Consider the following 21364-nt stretch of genomic DNA (forward strand, 5'->3'; position numbering starts at 1 on the left):
CGTACATATGTACCACCTGGCGGTGACCGCATTTTGCTCTGCTTGAGCTCCTTATCGACGCTCAAGGACGCCAACGATGTCTTCCACCACCGGGCAATCGCTCAACCCCGCTTCTCACTATGAACCGCTGGCCAAAGCGATCCCCGAATGGCTGGGCAAGGCCTCACCCGCCCGGCGCTCCGCACTGAAGAACAGCCGTCGACCACTCGGCAACTCGCTCAAGGCAGCCCCGCGACCGCAGCACGATGCCCTCAGAAGCGCCATCACCCAACACATGACGGCACAAAATGCTGTCGATCAAATGCTTGACCGCGTGCAAAACGCCAGTGCCTTTGCCGAGCCTCTGCTGACCGAGGCGCTGAAGTCGCGCTTCGACCTGGATCTGAATGTCAGGGAAACCTTCTTGCAGTTGTATATCCCGGTGACAGCAGCCGGCATGACTACTGGCACCCGGACGTGGACGGTGTCTCTGCTGGAGGCGGCGCTGCATAACTTCGAAGTTGGCGAAACAGAAGCCGGTGCGTATGCCAGCGGCTCCTCGTTCATCACCCGCCCGTCGGCGACGGGGCAATTCGAAACGCTGGCGTCGCTCAATGCGAAACCCGGTATCCAGGCCTTTGCCCGTCTGTGCCGGGAGCTGGACATCGGCGCTCGCTACAAGATTTATCTTGAGGAAAACCTCGCGCTCGCCAGCCCGGTGGCTGCCTCGGTGCTGCGGCACAAGGTCAACACAGCCCAGAAAACCGCACTGCGTGTCGCACTGAAGATGGCCCGGATGAAGGGCGATATCAGTGAAGCCAATCTGCAGTCGATTGAAAGCCTGCTGGATGACGCAACCACCGTATTGATGAACGGCCAGCCAATGCGGTGCCACGACTTGACGATGATGTCGGTCGCCCTGACCGGGATCGTGATATTTGCGCCAGACCTCGAACGCGCGAATACCGCAGTTCGTGCGGTGGCTTACTTACCGGATGACCCTGAGCATCCGATCAAGGAATACCGCTCCACCGCAGACCTCGCAAAAGAGCTGATCCGGCAATTGCGCGGGACCGACTATCAGCGATTCTTCAGCCGTTTCATCGCTCACGAACAGCGTGGACAATTCTTCGGTCAGCTCAAGCAACGCCTGAGCGAAGTGAAGTGGCACCCACCGCAGTCCGACAGTCAATTGCCGCCCTGGCGCGAGACGTCCATCGAAAAGCCCGATCTGCAATTGGCGGCAACCCCCATCACTGGTGAACTCTGGGAACATCTTTATCGGGGCAAATTGAACAAGATCCTCAACGATGCGGCGGTGATTGCGGTCCCGACGGCGATGGTCGATCGCAATGCCCGCTGGAGGCGCTGGGATGCTCTTGTCAGTGTCGCGGCGTCGATCCTGGAAATCGCTGCGTTCGTCGTTCTGCCGTTCGTTCCGTTTCTGGGCGAAATGATGATGGCGTACATCGCTTACCAATTGCTCGATGAGGTCTTCGAATCTGTCATTGATTGGGCCGAAGGTCAGACGACCGAAGCCAGCGAACATTTCTTTGCAGCACTCGAATCGCTGATCCAGCTCGGCGCTTTCGGTATTGGCACCGGCATCGCCATGACCGAGCTGCCCAAGGTGTTGCCGGCCGACGTGGTGGCGTTCATGGATCGCTTTCAGCCGGTGAAACTGCGCAACGGCAAAACCCTGTACTGGAAGCCTGAACTGCAAAGCTACACCCGTGACACCGTGCCGGCCGTTGACTCCACGCCTGACGCGCAAGGCTTGCACAGGCTTCAGGGTAAAAAACTGCTCCCGCTGGAGCAGGCACACTTCGTCGTCAACGATCACGAGCTACCTGGAAAGTGGCGCATCGAACACCCTGTGCGCACCGATGCCTATGAACCGATCGTGCGGCATAACGGCGAAGGCGCGTTTCATACCGAACTGGAAAATCCGCTGCAATGGGACGGCGCCACCGTGCTGCGACGTATTGGCCCGCGCATGGAACCGTTCGCCCCGGCCCGGCGCGAGCGAATGCTTCAAGTCAGCGGCTACACCGAAGACGGTTTGCGCAAGATGCACGTGAATCAGGAGCGCGTGCCACCGTTGCTGGCCGACACCATCGAGCGCTTCAGGATCGATCAGGATCTGCAGACGTTCATCGAGCAACTGACCAGCGACGATCCAGCGATGTATCGCAAGGCCGATCCGTTGGTCCAGCTTCAATTGCTCAACGAGCAGGGCTTGTGGCCGGACACCAAACGGCTGCGCCTGATCAATGCCCGGGGCGAAACGGTCTGGCAGTCCTCCGACAATGCGCAGCTCCCGCTGACAGATATTCACCCTGACCGGCTTATCGACAGCGACCTGCTCAAGAGCCTGCTGCAAACCCTCGACGAGACCGAGATAAACACCCTCCTAAATGAAGAGTTCGGGCTGAAAATCGCCCTCGAGGTACGCAGCCGTCAGCTCAGGATCCGGCTCGCACAGATCGCCGAACTGCGGCGCCCTGCCCTGTTCGAACAACGCTATCAATCACTCCAGCATCGCGATGCTCCGCTGGTGAAACAGGTAGCCCGGCACGTACCGCGACTGCCCGTCAGGATCACCGAAGAACTCATTCGCACCGCCACCGGCACCGAGCTGCTGCAACTGGGCGAAGGCGCGCTTCCAGAGCGTCAGCGGCGACTCTCTGAAACCGCCCTGCACGAATTGCGGATCACTCGCGCCTATGAAGGACTGGAAATCGACTCGGTGCACAACCCGGATTCCGAAACCCTGGCACTGCACAGCCTGCCGCTGCTGCCGGGCTGGTCAGACGCGGTGAGTCTCGAAGTCCGCGACCAGTCGTTTACAGGGAACAGGCTCGACACCATCGGCCCTGTGGGTGCGGCCATCGAAAAAGTTCTGGTGCGCCGGGCCGACGGCACCTGGCAGCCGTTCGACCAGGCCGGACTGGAACTGCACGGCCCGACGGATTTCTACACCAGCGTGCTGCAAGCCTTGCCCGATACACAGCGCCAGGCAGTGAACCTGCAAATCGGCGAAGGGCAGAAACTCAGGCAGCTCATACGCGACAATCCCCTGCCACGCGCCAACCTGCGACTGACACTGGCAGTCGAAACCGCTCCCGCCACCGACGTCGACACCTTGCGTCTGCTGGGCACTGAAGGTTACTCACGCAATCTGTCATCCGACGATTCACCGCCCACCCTGGAAACCCGGGTGCGCGATGTTTTTCCCGGCATCACGCAAGAAGGCCTGCAGGCGATGGTGCTGCACCTGCAAAGCCATCTGGAGAATCCGATTGCCGAGCTGTCGCGCCTGCGCCTCGAATATGCACGCCTGGAAAACGATCTTGATCAATGGCGCTTCCAGGAAGTGCGGATCGATCCCGCGACCGGTCGGGAGCTATCCCTCGCCCGGCGGGCAGCCGCAGGACGTGATAGACAAGTGTTCGCCCGCACATTGCTCAGTTGCTGGCGCCGGGAAACTCCGGAACGCTTTGGCTACCGCATGCGCTTCAACGAACCTCTGCTGGGCGACCTGCCGGTGCTGACGGCGGACTTCAGCCATGTCATCAGCCTGGAATTGAGCGGCAGCGGAACATCCGCGGGCATCGAGACTTTCATAGGCTGCTTCCCTCGATTGTCCCGTCTCGACCTGCAGAACTTCGACCTGCACAACTTGCCGCAAACCATCACGACCCTGCCCACCCTGCGACAACTGCGGCTGCGTAAATGTGGAGTCACCCTGACCCCGGACAACCAGACGCTGCTGACATCCCTCAACGAGCTGGTGGAGCTGGACCTGAAGGACAACCCTCTGGGACCAAGCTTCGACGTGACCATCATGCCTTCGCTGACCTATCTCAACCTGTCCCGCACCGGGATTGCCGAAGTGCCCGCCGGACTGATCGATCACCCGCAGATCAGGAGCGCCTGGCTGACCGACAACCAGATCACCACGCTGCCCGCAGCGCTGTTCGAGTTCTCACCCACCGCCGGGGCAGGATACGATTTTTCCGGCAACCCACTCTCCGCCGCCGCGCGCGAACAGGTTAAAACCTATTTCACTCGCACGGGCGTCAATTTCGGCGTTCGCGCCGAACAGGCCGACATTGTTCGTACCAGAACGCTGTTTCCGGACATCGACGAGGGTCAGGCCAGCGGCCTTATTTATCGCTTGCCCGGCTCACTGGTTCAGGGCCGCTTGCAACTGACGGCGTGGGAGACCGAGATAACCACGTTGAGCAGTGATCTGACTCGCTGGGCCAGGGACATTCCCGACCGCAACCCGAACAGCGGCGCAACGCTGGAGGCTAACGAGCGCTTCACTGAGCAGGATGCGCGCGAAACCTTCGCCGGCAAGCTGCTGCGCCTGTGGCGTCACCGCTCGAAAATCCATCCTCACGCCAGGGCCGATGTCTTCACGGCCGAAGCTACGTTTATCGGCGATCTGCCGGAAATGAGCGCTGACTTCCACCACATCACTGCACTGACCCTCAACGGCAACAAAGGCCTGCGCGGCAATGCGCCCTTCCTCAAAAGTTTTCCCCGGCTCAAACGCTTGTTTCTACGCAATGGTGAGCTCGATCAATTGACCCAAACCCTCACCGGGCTGCCGATGCTGGAGGTATTGGTACTGGACAACTGCGGCGTGAGTTTCACCGCCGAATCACTGACGGCGCTGGCCGCGATGCCCAGACTCGAATCACTGGAACTGCCACGAAATCCGTTGGACCTGGTGCCCGACCTGCAACCCCTGAGTTCTCTGACCTACCTTGACCTGTCGCGCACAGGCCTGCTGGAAATCCCGCCAGGTCTGCTTGATCACCCGAAAATCAAGACCGCGATCCTCAGTGAAAACCAGATCACCGAATTGCCCGAGGCACTGTTTGAGTTATCGGCCCAGGCCGGTGACGGCTACGACCTGTCGAACAACCCGCTGACCCTCGCCACTCGAGAAAGAATCAAACAGTACTGCCGTGAAACCGGCCAGGATTTCGCCGTCCTCGCCGACGCGGCCGATATCGAAACCACCCAGCAGCTGTTCCCCGATCTCGACGCGCAGGACGCCAGCGACGTGTTCTACAACTTGCCGGGCACGCTGGAGCACAGTCGTAGCCAACTGCGGCACTGGCAGGCAGAAATCCGTCAACTGAACGCCGACCTCGCGCGATGGGCTGCGGCAGGGCCGAGCATTCACCCGACCACGGGGCAGTTACTCAACCCTCGACAGGTATTCGTGATGCAGGCGAACAGACGACTGTTCGCTCAGCGGATCGAAGAACTGTGGCGCTTCCGGTTTGCCGAGAAACCCACAGAACGAGGCAATGTACTGATCGCGGAACTGCCCTTCATCGGCGAGCTTCCCTTGTTGTCGGCTGACTTCAGCCACATCGCCGAACTGACTCTCGACGGCAATCCGACCCTGAGTGGCGTCGATGCTTTCCTCTCATCCTTTACCGGACTTCGGCACCTGGAGCTGCACGAATTCAAACTGGAGCACCTGCCCGAGGCTTGCGAACGCATGCCTTCGCTGGAACGTCTGGTGCTGGAGTACTGCGAGCTGACCCTGACGCCGCCAAGCCAGGCCCGGCTGTCATCAATGACCCGTTTAAAGTTCCTCAACCTGAGCCACAACCCGCTAGGCGCTACACCAGAACTGAAGGCGATGCCGGCACTGACCCACGTGCGCTTGATCGATACCGGGATCAACCACCTGCCGGACGGTCTGGTCGAACACCCGACTCTGATCATGGCCAACTTCGATCACAACCGGATCAGCGAACTGCCCGACAGCTTGTTCGACCTGCCGGTGCTTTCACCCAACCAATTCATACTGGGCGAAAACCCGCTGTCCCCCGCCACTCGCGAACGAATCAAGAGCAGCTACCAGCGCAACCGGCAAAACTTCGGGGTGTCGATGCCCTTGGCTGACATCGAGCGCGTGCTTGCACTGTTTCCCCTACTGGATGCGGAGCAAGCGAATCGACTCTTGTATCTGCTGCCGGGGACAATTGATCACGGACGACTCCGGCTCGGTCATTGGGAAACGGAATGGCAACAGCTGGAGGTAACGCTCTATCGCTGGATCGGGGAGATTCCCGATCAACATCCGTCAACCGGTACCCCGCTCAGCGAAGAGGACAAAATCGTAGAGCGCTCAGGACGCGATCAGTATCGCCGTGATCTGCAAGCATTCTGGCGCGCCCGCTCAACAGCCCAACCCGAGGTGCGATCGGACAGGCTGGTCCTCAATCTTCCCTTCATCGGTGAGCTGCCGACGCTGAGCGCAGACTTCAGCCACGTCGCAACCCTGTCAATCACCGGCAATGCCCAGTTGCGTGCCGGCGATGGATTCTTCGGTGCTTTCACAGGACTGAAAACCCTGGAACTGCGTGACCTCGGTTTGCAGCATATGCCGGATTCATTCCGGCGCATGCCTGCCTTGGAAAGTCTGGTTCTGAGCAACTGCGCGGTGGTGCTGGATACCGAAGGTCGCGCCACTCTCGCTTCGCTGACGCGCTTGAAGAAACTCGATCTCTACAACAATCCGCTGGGATTGGCCCCGGACATCCGTTCCCTGCCGGCGCTGGATTTTCTCGATCTGACCGGTACCGCGATTGCCGAGGTACCCATCGGGATGATCAATCATCCGGAGCTGGAAATCGTCATCCTCAACAACAATCGCCTCAACGAAATCCCCGAGGAAATTTTCAACCTGCCGGCAGAAATCGGTAACGGTTACGACTTTGGCAACAACCCCCTGAGCCCTGCGACTCGCGAGCGGGTCAAAGACTACTTCCGGCGCACCGGCGGTGATCTCGGTGTACTTGCCGATGAAGCGGATCGCGCACGGGTGCAAACGCTGTACCCCGCGATGGACAACGATCAGGCCAGCACTTTCCTCTATCGCCTGAGCGGAACGCTGGCCGACGGTCGCAACGAAGTGGCGCGCCGGGAAATGGCGCTAAGCGATCTCACCCGCAGCCTCGCTCACTGGAGCGACGACATTCCGGCGAATCCGCTCAACGGCCAGCCACTGCCGGAAACCGCACGGTTGCGTCAGGAACAACTGCGTTCGCAGTTCGCCGAAGCGCTGCTGACCTGCTGGCGCAAGATCCCGATGGAGGATTCAAGCCTCGACAGTTACGGGTTCAGCCATACAGTGAACTTCATCGGCGAATTACCGACACTGGGTGCCCCGTTTCCCTACGTGCCGGACCTGTTCCTGGTGGGTGACGGCCATTCATCACGACTCGGGCGCTTCCTCGAAGCCTTTCCCGGACTGGACAGCCTGGCCCTTCGTGAATGCAATCTGGGCGATATTCCCAAGGACATTTTCACCATGAACCGACTGACGGCGCTGAGCCTGCCGGACTGCGAGATCCGCCTGACGCCCGAGTCAGTCGCGGCACTGGCGGGGATGGACAACCTCGAAGTGCTCAATCTGCGCGACAACCCGCTAGGATTGACGCCGGACGTCAGCAACCTGCACAGCCTGACCGACCTCGACTTGAGCGATACCGGGATCACCGAGATACCAAAAGGGACGCTGGAGAATCTGCATTGGAACGAGCTCGACCTGTCCGGCAATGCCATCACTGACATACCGGAGGAAATCATGGATGTGCCCGCGTCAGTCGGCGACCGCTATGACTTGCGCAACAACCCGCTGTCACCCCAAAGCCTGGCACGGGTTCGAGCCTACTATCAGGAAACGGGTAACAACCTGAACGTCGCCGGCATCGACGGTACGCCGCGACCGCCGGAAATGAGGCCTGATCTGGAAATCGAAGACTGACCGAGACAGCGCCATGGCAGCCGATGCCATGGCGTGACTGGCGAGGGATCAACCGCGCTCTGGCGGCACCGACGACAGTTCGAACGGGCTGCTGCTGCGCCGCTGGTTGCGGTCTTCCCGCGGCGTGGCGCCGAAGAAGTTGCGATAGGCGCTGGAGAAATGCGGCCCCGAGGAGAAACCGCACGACAGGCCGATCTGAATGATCGACTTGCTGGTCTGCATCAACATTTGCCGGGCCTTGTTCAGGCGCAGTTCCAGATAGTACTGGCTCGGCACGCGGTTGAGGTATTGCTTGAAGATCCGCTCCAGCTGGCGACGGGACACGCACACATGCTGGGCGATTTCGTCGGTGGTCAGCGGCTCTTCGATATTGGCTTCCATCAGCAGCACGGCTTGCGTGAGCTTCGGATGGCTGGAGCCGAGACGGTTCTGCAATGGAATGCGCTGACGCTCGCCACCTTCACGGATGCGCTCCACCACCAACTCTTCGGAGACCGCACCGGCCAGTTCCGCACCGTGATCACGGGCCAGCACCGCCAGCAGCAAATCGAGCACCGACATGCCACCGCACGCCGTCAGGCGATCGCGATCCCAATCGAACAGATGGCTGGTGGCGATGACCTTCGGGAAGCGTTCGGCGAAATCGTCCTGCCAGCGCCAGTGCACGGCGGCGCGATAACCGTCGAGCAGACCGAGTTGCGCCAGCGGATACACGCCAGCCGACAGACCGCCGATCACACAACCGGCGCGCACCAATTGCTTGAGCGCGCTGCTGAGTGCCGGCGCCAAAGTCGTCGGTGGCTCGTCAGCGAGCAGGAACAGTTTCTGGAAGTTTTCGAGTTTGCCGGCCCAGGGTTCGCCGGGCAGTTGCCATTCACCTTCGGTCGGTGCTTCGGCTTGCAGGAACGACAACTCGTAAACCACGTCCGGATGCACACGCTGGGCAACACGCAAGGCCTCCTCTGCCAGCGCCAAAGTCAGAGCTTTAGTGCTGGGCCAAATCAGGAAACCAATTCGATGGGCAGTCATGGCGGGCGATCCGAAACGTAAACAGAGGGAAAAACCGAAATCGGCTGCAACCAAATTAGACCATCTGGCGCGCTGCGCAGCATGACCTAATTTGGTGCATAACGGGAGCGATTACTTGAGGCTGCCCGAGAGGAATTGTTGCAAACGTTCCGATTGCGGATTGACCAGCACTTCACGCGGGTTGCCGCTTTCTTCCACGACGCCTTTATGCAGGAACACCAACTGGTTCGACACTTCACGGGCGAAGCCCATTTCGTGAGTCACCACCACCATGGTGCGGCCTTCCTGAGCGAGGGCCTGCATGACTTTCAGCACGTCGCCGACCAGTTCCGGGTCGAGGGCCGAAGTCGGCTCGTCGAACAGCATCACTTCCGGTTCCATGGCCAGCGCACGGGCGATTGCCACACGCTGCTGCTCACCACCGGACATGTGCCCAGGGAACGCGTCTTTACGATGAGCCACACCCACCTTGTTCAGGTAGTGTTCGGCTTTCTCGCGGGCTTCGGCCTTGGACACGCCCAGCACGTGGACCGGCGCTTCCATGATGTTTTCCAGCGCGGTCATGTGCGACCACAGGTTGAAGTGCTGGAACACCATCGACAGGCGCGAACGCATGCGTTGCAGCTGTTTCGGATCAGCGGCTTTCAGCGCGCCGTCCTTGTTGGCCACCAGCTTCAACTCTTCGTTGTTGAGCAGGATCTTGCCCGCGTGCGGCTGCTCCAGCAGGTTGATGCAGCGCAGGAAAGTACTTTTGCCGGAGCCACTGGAGCCGATGATGCTGATCACATCGCCGGCGGCCGCTTTCAGGGAAACGCCCTTGAGCACTTCGTGACTGCCATAGCGTTTATGCAGGTCTTGGACTTCAAGTTTGTACATGCGGTCGGTTCTCACAAAAACAGTCAGTCGTTGAGCAAAGGGCCGTCGCGCAGCGCATCGCGCCCCGCCACTTTGGCCAGCCAGAAACCGGGTTGGGCGTAACGCAGCCGCTCAATGGCAAACAGCACCCCGGACGTACCAGCACACACCGTGCTGACCCGATCCGACAGCGGATCGATCACTTCAAAAATCTTGTCACCGGCTTCAACCCACTCGCCGGGCTTGCGCAGAAAACTCACCACGCCAGGATGCGGCGGCAGGAGCAGTTCCGTGCCTTCAAACGGCATGCCTTCGCACGGTTCGCGCACGGCGCTTGGCCACTCGCCCCGGATCAGGCCTTGTTCGGCGAGGAATGCCAGGATCCCGTCTGCCCAGGCTTCGGCCTGCGCAGGCGTGGTGTCAGCCTGACCACCCAGTTCAACGGTAGTCGCCAGGCATGCCAGTGGAATCTGCGCGTCCGGGAACAGGCGCGACAGACGCAGCCACGGCAGCGAACAGGCTTCGTCGAACGAGCTGCCACCGGAATCTTCCGCCAGCAGGCCGACCTTCACATCCAGGTGCGCGGCGAGCGAACGCCACTGCGGCCAATGCTGCGGCAAGGCGTACATGTGCAGCGCGGCTTCGCAGTCGCAATGCAGATCCAGCACCACATCGGCGGTGGCGGCATGTTGCAGCAGGATGCGCTGCATGCCCTGCAACTGGCTGCTGGCCTCGGGCAATGCGGCCAGGTGGTCGGCCATTGCCTGACGGATCAGACGAATGTTGGCGTGCGGATCATCACCGAGTTGTCCTTGAAGCTTAGCGGCCACGGGCGCGCTGAGCTCAACGAAATCACGGTTGAAATTCTTGCCGCTACCAGCTTCGAAACGCCCCTGGTGGTTGCCTTGCAGCAACTGGCCAAGACCCAGCGGATTGGCCACAGGCACCAGTTCGATGACGCCGTTGAGCAGGCCCTTGGCTTCGAGTTCGCCGAGGCGTTTTTTCAGTTCCCAGGCAGTACGCATGCCGGGCAATTCGTCAGCATGGAGGCTGGCCTGGATGTAGGCCTTGCGCTCACCGCTGCCGAAGCGAAATACCGAAATCCGGCGCTCGCTGCCCAGGTGGCTCCACGGCAGAACGTGGTCGATGCGTTCCATATCAGTGCTTCCTCGGGGCCAGATAGCTCAGCCAGCGACGCTCGGCCAGCTTGAACAGGCGCACCAGAATGAAGGTCAGGCACAGGTAGAACACGCCGGCGGTGATGTACGCCTCGAACGGCAGGTAGAACTGCGCGTTGACGGTACGGGCCGCGCCGGTGATGTCGATCAGGGTCACGATGGACGCCAGACTGGTGGTCTGCAGCATCATGATCACTTCGTTGCTGTACTGCGGCAGCGCCCGGCGCAGGGCCGATGGCAACAGGATGCGCTGGTACATCTTGAAACGCGACATGCCCATGGCCTTGGCCGCTTCGATCTCACCGTTCGGCGTGGCCTTCAGGCTGCCGGCGATGATTTCGGCGGTGTAGGCGCTGGTGTTGATCGCGAACGCCAGGCACGCACAGAACGTTGCACTGGACAGCCACGGCCAGAGGAAGCTTTCACGCACCGTTTCGAACTGGGCCAGACCGTAGTAGATCAGGAACAACTGAACCAGCATCGGCGTGCCGCGAATCACGTAAGTGAAGAGCCACGCCGTCATGTTGACGACGGCATTCTTCGAGACGCGCATCAGCCCCAGCGGCAGGGCCGCGAGCAGACCGAAGAACAGCGACAGCGCGAGCAACTTGAGGGTGGTGACCAGACCGCCGAGGTACAGCGGCAGGGCCTCCCAAATGACGTTGTAGTCGAAGATCATAGATCAGCCGCCCTTACGCCTACCGAGTAGCGCTTCTCAAGGTGACGCAGCGCCAGCAACGAGACACTGGTGATCACCAGGTACATCGCCGCCACTGCGAGGAAGAAGGTGAAAGGCTCGCGGGTGGCATCGGCCGCCTGCTTGGCCTTGAACATCATGTCTTGCAGACCGACCACGGAAATCAGCGCGGTGGCCTTGGTCAACACCAGCCAGTTGTTGGTGAAGCCCGGAATCGCCAGACGGATCATCTGCGGCACCAGCACGCGGAAGAACACCTGGACGCTGCTCATGCCGTACGCCATGCCCGCTTCGGCCTGACCTTTGGGGATCGCCATGAACGCGCCGCGGAAGGTTTCCGACAGGTACGCACCGAAGATGAAACCGAGGGTGCCGATACCAGCGGCCAGCGGATTCAGGTCGATGTAGTCGTCATAGCCAAGCATCGGTGCGACGCGGTTGAGCAAGTCCTGGCCGCCGTAGAAGATCAGCAGGATCAGCACCAGATCGGGAATCCCGCGGATCACCGTGGAATACAGATCGCCCAGCCAGGCCAGCCAGCGCACTGGCGACAGGCGCAATGCGACACCGATCAGCCCGAGAACGATGGCCAGGGCCATGGACGACAAGGCGAGCTGAAGCGTCAGCCAAGCGCCATCGAGGATGACAGCCCCGTAGCCTTTCAACATGATTCAGGTCCTCGAAAGTTGGGATGAAAAAATGGCGCAAACCGCAGAGATCCTGTTGCTTGCGCCATTTCGGACGGGTCGAGCGACGTCTTTACTTGCCGTAAATATCGAAGTCGAAGTACTTGTCCTGGATTTGCTTGTACTTGCCGTTTTCGCGAATGGCCGCGATGGCAGTATTGATCTTGTCTTTCAGGGCGTCGCCCTTGCGCACTGCGATACCTACGCCGTCGCCGAAGTATTTGACGTCGGTGAAGGCCGGGCCGACGAACGCGAAGCCTTTGCCGGCGTCGGTTTTCAGGAAGCCGTCGTTCAGCAAAGTAGCATCAGCCACAGTGCCGTCGAGGCGACCGGCGGCCACGTCGAGGTAGATTTCGTTCTGTGAGCCGTAAGGCTTGATCTCGGCACCCAGCGGGGCCAGGACTTCGCGGGCGAAACGCTCGTGGATCGAACCACGTTGCACGCCGATGTTCTTGCCCTTCAGTTCAGCCAGACCTTCGCTGACCTGAGTGCCTTCCTTCATCACGAGGCGGGCCGGGGTGTTGTAGTACTTGTTGGTGAAGTCCACGGACTTCTTGCGGTCGTCAGTGATCGACATGGACGACAGGATCGCGTCGATCTTGCGCACTTTCAGTGCCGGGATCAGACCGTCGAATTCTTGCTCGACCCACTGGCACTTGACCTTCATTTCTTCGCACAGCGCGTTGCCGATGTCGTAGTCGAAACCGACGATGCTGCCGTCCGGCGCTTTGGAGGCGAATGGAGGGTAAGCCGCTTCGATACCGATCTTCAGAGGCTTTTCATCGGCGAATGTCGGCAGGGACAGCACGGACAGTGCCAGGGCGCCAAGCAGCACAAGTTTCTTCATCTTGGGACTCCATCGGTAAAGGGCAAAAACGGCAGAGTGAGCGACAGCCCAATATGCGAATGGGTGAATCGGGAAAGCGGTGCTGCATCCGTGGGAAATTTCCCATTGAAACCGTCAGCGATTTCAACACGAGCCACGACGAGCGAGTGATCGGCATTCTAACGACAGGCCCGAAGCCGATATTTCTTCAATGCGACAACTAATTACAGATGCACCGAGAAACCCGCTTGAGCACATTGACAGCTCCGCAATTTCATGCAAGAGCGAAAGACAGTGAACCGATCTATGCTGCAAATTGCGGGCCTATTATTCGCAAACCCTTCTAATCCGGCAAGCGCGGGGTTATGTCTTATTTTTCACCGGGCGTTTTGAGGCCCCGAAACAGGGCTCGGCGTTTCCCATCGCCCCGTTGCGGAGCAGGCGGTTACACATTCAGTTACTTGAAGGCTGACGGGTAACAGTGGGAATAGGCTGACGGAGCAATTCGATAATTATTGGCTGCGGGTTTTGTGTTCCATGATCGTTCCCACGCTCCGCGTGGTAACGCCTCCCTCGACGCTCTGCGTCCGCTCTTGGGACGCAGAGCATCCCGGGCTGCATTCCCACGCAGAGCGTGGGAACGATCGAAAACAAAAAGCCCCGCCCGGCGTGATGCCGGACGGGGCTTTTCAGCCTTCAGACCCGTCGCTTACGCGACGTTCATGGTCTTGTGCGTATCGATCAGATGCTGCACCACACCCGGGTCGGCCAAGGTGGAGATGTCGCCCAACCCGTCGTATTCGGCCGTAGCAATCTTGCGCAGGATTCGACGCATGATCTTGCCCGAACGAGTCTTCGGCAGCCCCGGCGCCCACTGGATCACGTCCGGCGAAGCGATCGGCCCGATCTCCTTGCGCACCCAGTTCTTCAACTCCAGGCGCAGTTGCTCGCTCGGTTCTTCGCCATTTTTCAGGGTGACGTAGACATAAATGCCCTGCCCCTTGATGTCATGCGGCACACCGACCACCGCCGCTTCGGCGACTTTCGGGTGAGCGACCATCGCGCTTTCGATCTCGGCGGTGCCCATGCGGTGGCCGGACACGTTGAGCACGTCGTCCACACGACCGGTGATCCAGTAGTAACCGTCGGCATCGCGACGAGCACCGTCACCGGTGAAGTACATGCCACGGAAGGTCTTGAAGTAGGTGTCGACGAAACGGTCATGGTCGCCGTACAGGGTGCGCGCCTGACCTGGCCACGAATCGAGAATCACCAGATTGCCTTCGGCTTCGCCCTCGATGATGTTACCGAGGTTGTCCACCAGCGCCGGCACCACACCGAAGAACGGACGTGCGGCCGAACCTGGCTTCAAGGTATGAGCACCCGGCAGCGGGCTCATCATGTTGCCGCCGGTTTCGGTCTGCCACCAGGTATCGACGATCGGGCAACGGGACTTGCCGACGTTCTTGTAGTACCAGTCCCAGGCTTCCGGGTTGATCGGTTCGCCGACCGAACCGAGCAGACGCAGGCTGCTGCCATCCGCGCCTTCAACAGCGGCGGTGCCAGAGGCCATCATCGCGCGGATTGCGGTCGGCGCGGTGTAGAGGATATTGACCTTGTGCTTGTCGACGATCTTCGCCACCCGGGTGATGTCCGGATAGTTCGGCACGCCTTCGAACAGCAGTGTGGTCGCGCCATTGGCCAGCGGGCCGTAGACGATGTAGCTGTGACCAGTGACCCAACCAACGTCAGCGGTGCACCAGTAGATTTCGCCCGGGCGGTAGTCGAACACGCGCTCATGGGTCATCGCTGCGTACAACAAGTAGCCGCCAGTGGTGTGCTGCACGCCTTTCGGCTTGCCGGTGGAGCCGGAGGTATAAAGGATGAACAGCGCTTCCTCGGCGCCCATCTCTTTCGGCGCGCAGACAGTGCCCGCCACTTTCATCAGGTCTTCGTACCAGATGTCGCGATGCTGGTTCCACTTGATGTCGCCACCGGTGCGCTTGCACACGATGACTTTCTGGATGCTGCTGGTTTCCGGGTTGGTCAGCGCGTCGTCGACGTTGGCCTTGAGGGAGATCTTCTTGCCGGCTCGGATGCCTTCGTCAGCGGTGATCACCACTTTCGAGCGGCAGTCGATGATGCGACCGGCCAGGGCTTCCGGCGAGAAACCGCCGAACACCACCGAGTGAATCGCGCCGATCCGGGTGCAGGCCAGCATGGCGACCACGGCTTCGGGGATCATCGGCATATAGATGGTCACTACGTCGCCGCGGTGCACGTCCTGGCCACGCAGGGCGTTGGCGAACTTGCAGACTTGTTCGTGCAGTTCGCGATAGGTGATGTTGCGGCTTTCGGAAGGATCGTCGCCTTCCCAGATGATGGCGACCTGATCGCCGCGCTCAGCCAGATGACGGTCGAGGCAGTTATAGGAAACGTTCAGGGTGCCGTCGGCAAACCACTTGATGTCGACATGGTGATCGTCGAACGAAGTCTGTTTCACCGTGGTGAAAGGCTTGATCCAGTCGAGGCGCTTGGCTTGTTCGCGCCAGAAGCCGTCAGGGTTGACGACCGACTGTTGGTACATGGCTTTGTAGGTCGCCTCGTCGGTCAGCGTATTGGCCAGAACCTCGGGACGAACGGGATACAGGGAAGCCGCACTCATCTTTCCTACCTCGGTGTAATAGTTGTTTTTGTATGACCCTGTTGTAGCCGGGGCGCCCGTATAGAACCATTCGACGATGGTAGTAACAAGCCCCTACAAAACATCCAGATACCCCGGAGGTGCGCCGCAAATACCTTTGCGAAATGCTCCGCAAGCCCTGTGTGATCTGGCTTGCCAGCGATTCGGGCGACTCGTTTTCTCAGGAAAGCCGCATCACTGACATCACGATATCCGCCGATTGTTACCAAATCTGCCAAAGGTGTTTATCAAAACCGAGTCTGTTTACCCCCTCCCCGCCTCCCTAGAATTCACCTCGCCGACAAGGCAAAGCGATTAACAACGTTACAGCCCCCACGAAGGCCGTTAATCCAGCTCTTAAGTAACAAACCAAAACGATGAAGTTCCACACGCAACCCCAAAAAGGTTGCGTGACCCCACTCGACCTCAAGAAGGTAAATTTCAGATGAAAGCTTTATTGGTTCTGGCCCTCAGCAGTCTGTGCGCAACCGCCATGGCAGACGAGGTCCCGACTGATGTCGCACAGCAACAACCGGCCATCGAGGAATACACCTACTCCACTCACCTGGACATCGCCAACGTTGTATCGATGAGCGAAGTTCCGAATGTCTGCGAAGTTGTACCGATGAAAATGGAGTACGACGACTCCACCGGCCAGCGCCACATCCTGCGTTACAGCGTGATGGGTAACGGCTGCACCAATTGATGGTTTGAGACTGCACCGAATCGGATCACTCAGCGCAACATCGAGGGTCGATTCCAGCCCGGCTTCGGTCGGGCTCAGTTGTGTTTGAAGTGACGTAAAAGGGTTGCAAAACACAAGATATAGTGAAAAACGCGGTTTTTTGCTCGTTTTTTGAGCAACCAATCACACGCAGAAAAATTAATGAAAAAATTTTCTCCGGGGCCAATCCCGGCGAAAGCCCTGTAAACCCTCGCTCCGATCGAAATCACCTTCCCGTTCAACCGCCCTGCGCTGTTTCGCCCTCCCCCACGCCGGTGTTTTTTTCCCTATAATGCCGCCCAATCGGGTCAGCAATATTCCCTTACAGGGATCAAAGCCATTCTGAAGCCCCGCAGCAGCGACAACGCTGACCTGCGCCCGTCAGAGGCTCTCGGAAACCCGTACAAAATTCTGTTTTATTGCCTGCCTTAGCTGCTGCAAAAAACGATTCCTTAAGATCCAACGCGGCCAGTACGGTCGTGTGAAAAACCAACCATCAGTTTTCACACGGGCATCTGGCCCTCACGCAGGAGACGACACGTCATGCTGAGCTGGGACGAATTCGACAAAGAAGACAGTGAAGTAGCCGTAAAAGGCGCCAACGCCGGCCACGCTACCGAAGCCAACATGGACCGCCTCGACAGCGCCGGCGGTGCCGCTGCTCTCGAAGCCCGCGCCGTGACCGCCGCTGACTCGGCCGCCGTGGCCCGCGCCAAGGCTGCACTGGATTCCCTCGACGTCGCCGAAGGCCTCGCCGAACTCGAAGGCTCCGCCGCCCGTGTCGCCGTTGACGAAAAGCGCATGATCAACTGCCGCGCCGACCTCAACCAGCTCGTGCCATTCAAGTACGACTGGGCCTGGCAGAAATACCTGGACGGCTGCGCAAACCACTGGATGCCGCAAGAAGTCAACATGACCGCCGACATCGCCCTCTGGAAAAACCCGGAAGGCCTGACCGACGACGAGCGCCGCATCGTGATGCGCAACCTCGGCTTCTTCTCCACCGCCGACTCCCTGGTTGCCAACAACCTGGCCCTGGCCGTGTACCGCCTGATCACCAACCCGGAATGCCGCCAGTACATCCTGCGCCAGGCATTCGAAGAGGCGATCCACACCCACGCCTACCAGTACTGCATCGAATCGCTGGGCATGGATGAAGGCGAAATCTTCAACATGTACCACGAGATCCCGTCGGTCGCGAAAAAAGCCGCCTGGGGCCTGAAATACACCCGCGCCATCTCCGACCCGGAATTCAACACCGGCACCGTAGAGACCGACAAAGAACTGCTGCGCAACCTGATCGCCTACTACTGCGTTCTGGAAGGCATCTTCTTCTACTGCGGCTTCACCCAGATCCTCTCCATGGGCCGCCGCAACAAAATGACCGGCGTCGCCGAGCAGTTCCAGTACATCCTGCGCGACGAATCCATGCACCTGAACTTCGGCATCGACGTGATCAACCAGATCAAAATCGAAAACCCACACCTGTGGGACGCCGAAATGAAGGAAGAAGCCTCGCAGATGATTCTGCAAGGCACTCAGCTGGAAATCGAATACGCCCGCGACACCATGCCTCGCGGCGTACTGGGCATGAACGCGGCGATGATGGAGGACTACCTGAAGTTCATCGCTAACCGTCGTCTGTCGCAGATCGGTTTGAAGGAAGAGTACCCAGGGACGACTAACCCGTTCCCTTGGATGAGCGAGATCATGGACTTGAAGAAAGAGAAAAATTTCTTTGAGACGAGAGTTATTGAGTATCAGACTGGTGGTGCGTTGAGCTGGGATTGATCTTTAAAGCAGTCCGTCATTAATCAATACGCAAAAACAAGCATAGAAGAGCCCTGAACTATTCAGGGCTTTTTTATGAAACTGTACTTCGTAACCCTTACTCGAAACCAAAAACACAAATTAATATTCCGCTGACAGGCAACAAGCCTACTTTAACTAGAGCCTACAATATCTCCCTGTACGAAACTCACAAGAACTAAAATAGTTTCCAAAAAAGTGTCAAGCAGTGTAAAAACGCACACTGCACGAGACACATAAAACTACCTATTGATTTCAACCGTTAAGTCTTTTGGCTTTTCCGCAACTCTTACGCCAAAACGAATCTTTGTCTCGATGTCATTATGTGGAAACTGAAGCGCAAAGCCAGGTGTAATATCACTAGCAGAGTTATTTTTATCCATTGTAGGATAGAACAAAAAAACTCCCTGCTTAGATGAACGTAATTTTTTAGTGACGGAATTATTCGCTTCTCCTTCGTCAAGGCCACATAGGTATTTGGCGATAGATCGATGCCAGCTTTCAGAATAAGCATTAAACCTTTCCGAACCACCCTCCACCCGAGAGCGTCTATATGAGTTAAAATCCTGCCCCAAAACCTTATAAGCAACGCCATTTTTTGGCCCTTCGATATAAAGGAAAAGCCACTGCTCAACATTCGTCTTGTTAGTTTTATCCTCGAGAAACTCTATTTCCCTTTGCAAAACCCCTTGGGCAGACCACTTATACGACTTCAAAAAACTGACCATGTCAGTTGAGGAAAGAGTAGCCCACCGGGACTTATAATCTTTAATTTCTTCATCAGAGGTTAATATAGATAGCACCCCTTCCCTAAAGCCAAATTTAGCCTTTGTGAGAAGTCGCTCGAGCAAAACTTGATTATGTTTAACATGAGCAGAATTAGTTGGTGCCAACGTGGACTCCTTCCATTCCGCAGAGAAATTTTTAAAAGTCACAACAGCATTATACATTTTGTTACTCGCTGTTGGGCGTAGTAGGTGCGACGGTACAAGTGGAGGAACTTGAATCGGAAGTACCGGTACTCCGTTTTTGGGATTAGCGTATCTCTTCAGTTCAGAACGAAAATCCATCTCATCACGACAAACCGCTTCAAACGCTTCATAAAGATCAATAGTACTTTTGCCTGCCACCTCTTCACGCCCAATATAAAGCCTAACTAAATCACGATAGCCATCGCGAAATCCAAACCAACGCCCCATCTGCATAAGAGCATCTGCCGCTGCTGCGCGACGCCGGTAGTAACTGATGGTCAATCCCTCTATCGTATATCCCCGAGAAAGTTTGGCACCACCGACTACGATTTTCCAGATACTATCTGTTTCAAAATCTGGGTTATCATTAGCCTCACCATTTACAACAAGTACTTTTTTAGAACCATCTGACAATCTATTCCAACACTCTCCCAGAAATGGTTTGACCTGACTAAAACTTTTCGGCACTGGGTAACCACTGCCATCTTTGCAAAACTTAGAATAGTCAGAGTCCCACAATGACTCAAGACGACCCCAAGCGTTGCCTGACATATACCCGCCCGCACTCAGACAGCGCTCTACCTCTCCCGCGATAGCATTATGATGCGATGTTAAGTGTGATACATGCACAAGCATGGTATGGTGACGGTAGTTCTTAGAAAGCGTTGGATCGACACTTTGTCGAAATAACTTTATGGCGCCACTAAGAATAAAAGAGTCTATAGCTTGCGGCAAATTCTCAGCGGACTCATCACCACCTACAACGTCACGAACATAAGTTTTTTCATTCGGCCCGGCGACACTTTTGTCAATCCGATCCAGATCATGAAAATCGGCAACGCCCATATAATTTTGAGGTCGCGGAAGGCTAATAATAAAATCGCGCGGGAAAAGATTTTCTTCATTATTAGGATCAATAAAAACATTAGCAAAGGGGGTAGCAGTATAACCAACGTATTGCGCACGAGGTAACTGCTGCAAAAGCGAAACGATTGCAGAATTAGTAGCAGTGCGCTCTTCCACCTCTTTCTTAGTTGGCTTCTTAGTATTGACCGATGCCTGGTCCGACTCATCATCAATTATTAAAGTTGGAATATCCGCAAGTCTTGATTTGATCGAATCAAGATCATCTGCTACTTTCTTCAGTACAGACGGAACCTTTTTTACAACTAGCAGCCTAACATCTTCGACATGAAGATTATCTGGATGATTGAACGGTTTAGTTTTATCCGCCCTACGAAATTCCAGTGACTGTATGCCTTGCCTCAAACGCTGATAATCTCCGCTTATATTTGTAAGGCGGTGCCAGTCGAACCCTCCAAAATCAGAGGGCAAACCTCCATGATCAATAAAACTATGAAGATCAGATGCGTAACCAACCTCATCTTCCGCAGTAATGAATGGCTTACCAATTAGTTCACGATCAATTCGACGCTGTGTTTGCGCCCGTAAAATATTCATCGTTCCCGCCAGTACAATTATTAGGCGATATCCTGCATCTGCTGCTCTAGCAACAACACCAGTGAAATTGGCAGTTTTACCGCTTTGCACATAACCAACCACTAAACCCCTAACAGGAAAAATCTCATTCGCCTCTGGGTCAGATAGCCTCTCGGTTACTAACCTAGTACTTTCCTCCAAATCACTTACTTGATCTTGACTCCAGCCCTTGCGCTCCCTCAAATACTTAGAGTAAGCGTCGCGATAGAAGGAGCGACTCTGCTGCCTATCGGCATCGTACCAGGCTTTATGCTCTTGGGCGATAACGATTGGAGCTTCATATGCAAGATTGGGTGGGAATCTATCATTAAATATCTGAATTAGTTGATCATCAAGCTTCAATAGATCATAAATAAGCGCGCGTCGCTCTCTTGTATTTTTAAGAGTAGTCGCTATCCATTCTGCGGTAGATTCATAATCCCAAAGACTAAGCTTTCGACTGAGCAAGATAAATACAGGTGCAGATGGCGGAACGGAGCTTATATACTCTTTAAAAATCGACTCAATTGATGTTTCAGATCCAGAGTTAAAATTGAGCGTCAAGATCAATTTTTTTGGAGCCGTAGCCATGCTACCCAGAGTATCAGTTATTATACCTATCAAATTCATAGTTTTATTCTCCT

At 57.0% G+C, this 21364-nt stretch carries 11 protein-coding genes; 3 read left to right on the forward strand and 8 right to left on the reverse strand.

Going from position 1 to position 21364, the window contains the following annotated elements:
• Positions 1-76: 76 nt before the first annotated feature.
• Entirely contained in the window at positions 77-7783 is a 7707-nt protein-coding gene (locus tag AC07VV_RS21000; protein ID WP_495037367.1) for a dermonecrotic toxin domain-containing protein, read from the forward strand.
• A gap of 48 nt (positions 7784-7831) precedes the next feature.
• Here AC07VV_RS21000 and argR read toward each other — a convergent pair whose 3' ends face one another.
• The 7 genes from argR to acs form a co-directional block, all read right to left on the reverse strand.
• Positions 7832-8812: a transcriptional regulator ArgR gene (argR, locus tag AC07VV_RS21005; RefSeq protein WP_085709719.1), complete on the reverse strand. Its 981-nt coding sequence runs from the start codon at positions 8810-8812 to the stop codon at positions 7832-7834.
• A 111-nt stretch (positions 8813-8923) separates the two neighbouring features.
• Positions 8924-9688: an ABC transporter ATP-binding protein gene (locus AC07VV_RS21010; RefSeq protein WP_003227281.1), complete on the reverse strand. Its 765-nt coding sequence runs from the start codon at positions 9686-9688 to the stop codon at positions 8924-8926.
• A gap of 23 nt (positions 9689-9711) precedes the next feature.
• Positions 9712-10824 carry a succinylglutamate desuccinylase/aspartoacylase family protein gene (locus AC07VV_RS21015; protein ID WP_495037368.1) on the reverse strand — a complete coding sequence of 371 codons (1113 nt, stop codon included), beginning with the start codon at positions 10822-10824 and terminating at the stop codon, positions 9712-9714.
• Position 10825: 1 nt separating this feature from the next.
• The gene (locus AC07VV_RS21020) at positions 10826-11524 is read right to left on the reverse strand and encodes an ABC transporter permease (protein ID WP_102621033.1); all 699 of its coding nucleotides are present in this window, start codon (positions 11522-11524) and stop codon (positions 10826-10828) included.
• Positions 11521-12210 (reverse strand): ABC transporter permease, encoded by a 690-nt coding sequence (locus AC07VV_RS21025; protein ID WP_096818114.1) that lies wholly within the window; start codon positions 12208-12210, stop codon positions 11521-11523. Before AC07VV_RS21025 ends, AC07VV_RS21020 begins: the two co-directional genes overlap by 4 nt.
• A gap of 91 nt (positions 12211-12301) precedes the next feature.
• Positions 12302-13075: an ABC transporter substrate-binding protein gene (locus AC07VV_RS21030; RefSeq protein ID WP_249482421.1), complete on the reverse strand. Its 774-nt coding sequence runs from the start codon at positions 13073-13075 to the stop codon at positions 12302-12304.
• A gap of 688 nt (positions 13076-13763) precedes the next feature.
• A complete protein-coding gene (gene acs / locus AC07VV_RS21035) occupies positions 13764-15719 on the reverse strand; it encodes an acetate--CoA ligase (RefSeq protein WP_102621034.1) in 1956 nt (651 codons plus the stop codon).
• A gap of 463 nt (positions 15720-16182) precedes the next feature.
• Here acs and AC07VV_RS21040 point away from each other — a divergent pair, with 463 nt between their 5' ends.
• A complete protein-coding gene (locus tag AC07VV_RS21040; RefSeq protein WP_102621035.1) occupies positions 16183-16443 on the forward strand; it encodes a DUF2790 domain-containing protein in 261 nt (86 codons plus the stop codon).
• A gap of 561 nt (positions 16444-17004) precedes the next feature.
• A complete protein-coding gene (locus AC07VV_RS21045; protein WP_096818122.1) occupies positions 17005-18252 on the forward strand; it encodes a ribonucleotide-diphosphate reductase subunit beta in 1248 nt (415 codons plus the stop codon).
• 260 nt (positions 18253-18512) lie between these two features.
• Here the strand turns inward: AC07VV_RS21045 and AC07VV_RS21050 are convergent, their stop codons facing one another.
• Positions 18513-21350 (reverse strand): Z1 domain-containing protein, encoded by a 2838-nt coding sequence (locus tag AC07VV_RS21050; protein WP_495037369.1) that lies wholly within the window; start codon positions 21348-21350, stop codon positions 18513-18515.
• Positions 21351-21364 lie beyond the last annotated feature (14 nt).

It is taken from the genome of Pseudomonas sp. GW821-FHT02C04, assembly GCF_059421845.1.

What these genes read in the sequence shown, in the direction of transcription:
- argR (WP_085709719.1), bottom strand. Translation starts at nt 8,812, where the DNA reads ATGACTGCCCATCGAATTGGTTTCCTGATTTGGCCCAGCACTAAAGCT.
- AC07VV_RS21020 (WP_102621033.1), bottom strand. Translation starts at nt 11,524, where the DNA reads ATGATCTTCGACTACAACGTCATTTGGGAGGCCCTGCCGCTGTACCTC.
- AC07VV_RS21030 (WP_249482421.1), bottom strand. Translation starts at nt 13,075, where the DNA reads ATGAAGAAACTTGTGCTGCTTGGCGCCCTGGCACTGTCCGTGCTGTCC.
- AC07VV_RS21050 (WP_495037369.1), bottom strand. Translation starts at nt 21,350, where the DNA reads ATGAATTTGATAGGTATAATAACTGATACTCTGGGTAGCATGGCTACG.
- AC07VV_RS21000 (WP_495037367.1), top strand. Translation starts at nt 77, where the DNA reads ATGTCTTCCACCACCGGGCAATCGCTCAACCCCGCTTCTCACTATGAA.
- AC07VV_RS21045 (WP_096818122.1), top strand. Translation starts at nt 17,005, where the DNA reads ATGCTGAGCTGGGACGAATTCGACAAAGAAGACAGTGAAGTAGCCGTA.
- AC07VV_RS21010 (WP_003227281.1), bottom strand. Translation starts at nt 9,688, where the DNA reads ATGTACAAACTTGAAGTCCAAGACCTGCATAAACGCTATGGCAGTCAC.
- AC07VV_RS21025 (WP_096818114.1), bottom strand. Translation starts at nt 12,210, where the DNA reads ATGTTGAAAGGCTACGGGGCTGTCATCCTCGATGGCGCTTGGCTGACG.
- acs (WP_102621034.1), bottom strand. Translation starts at nt 15,719, where the DNA reads ATGAGTGCGGCTTCCCTGTATCCCGTTCGTCCCGAGGTTCTGGCCAAT.
- AC07VV_RS21015 (WP_495037368.1), bottom strand. Translation starts at nt 10,824, where the DNA reads ATGGAACGCATCGACCACGTTCTGCCGTGGAGCCACCTGGGCAGCGAG.
- AC07VV_RS21040 (WP_102621035.1), top strand. Translation starts at nt 16,183, where the DNA reads ATGAAAGCTTTATTGGTTCTGGCCCTCAGCAGTCTGTGCGCAACCGCC.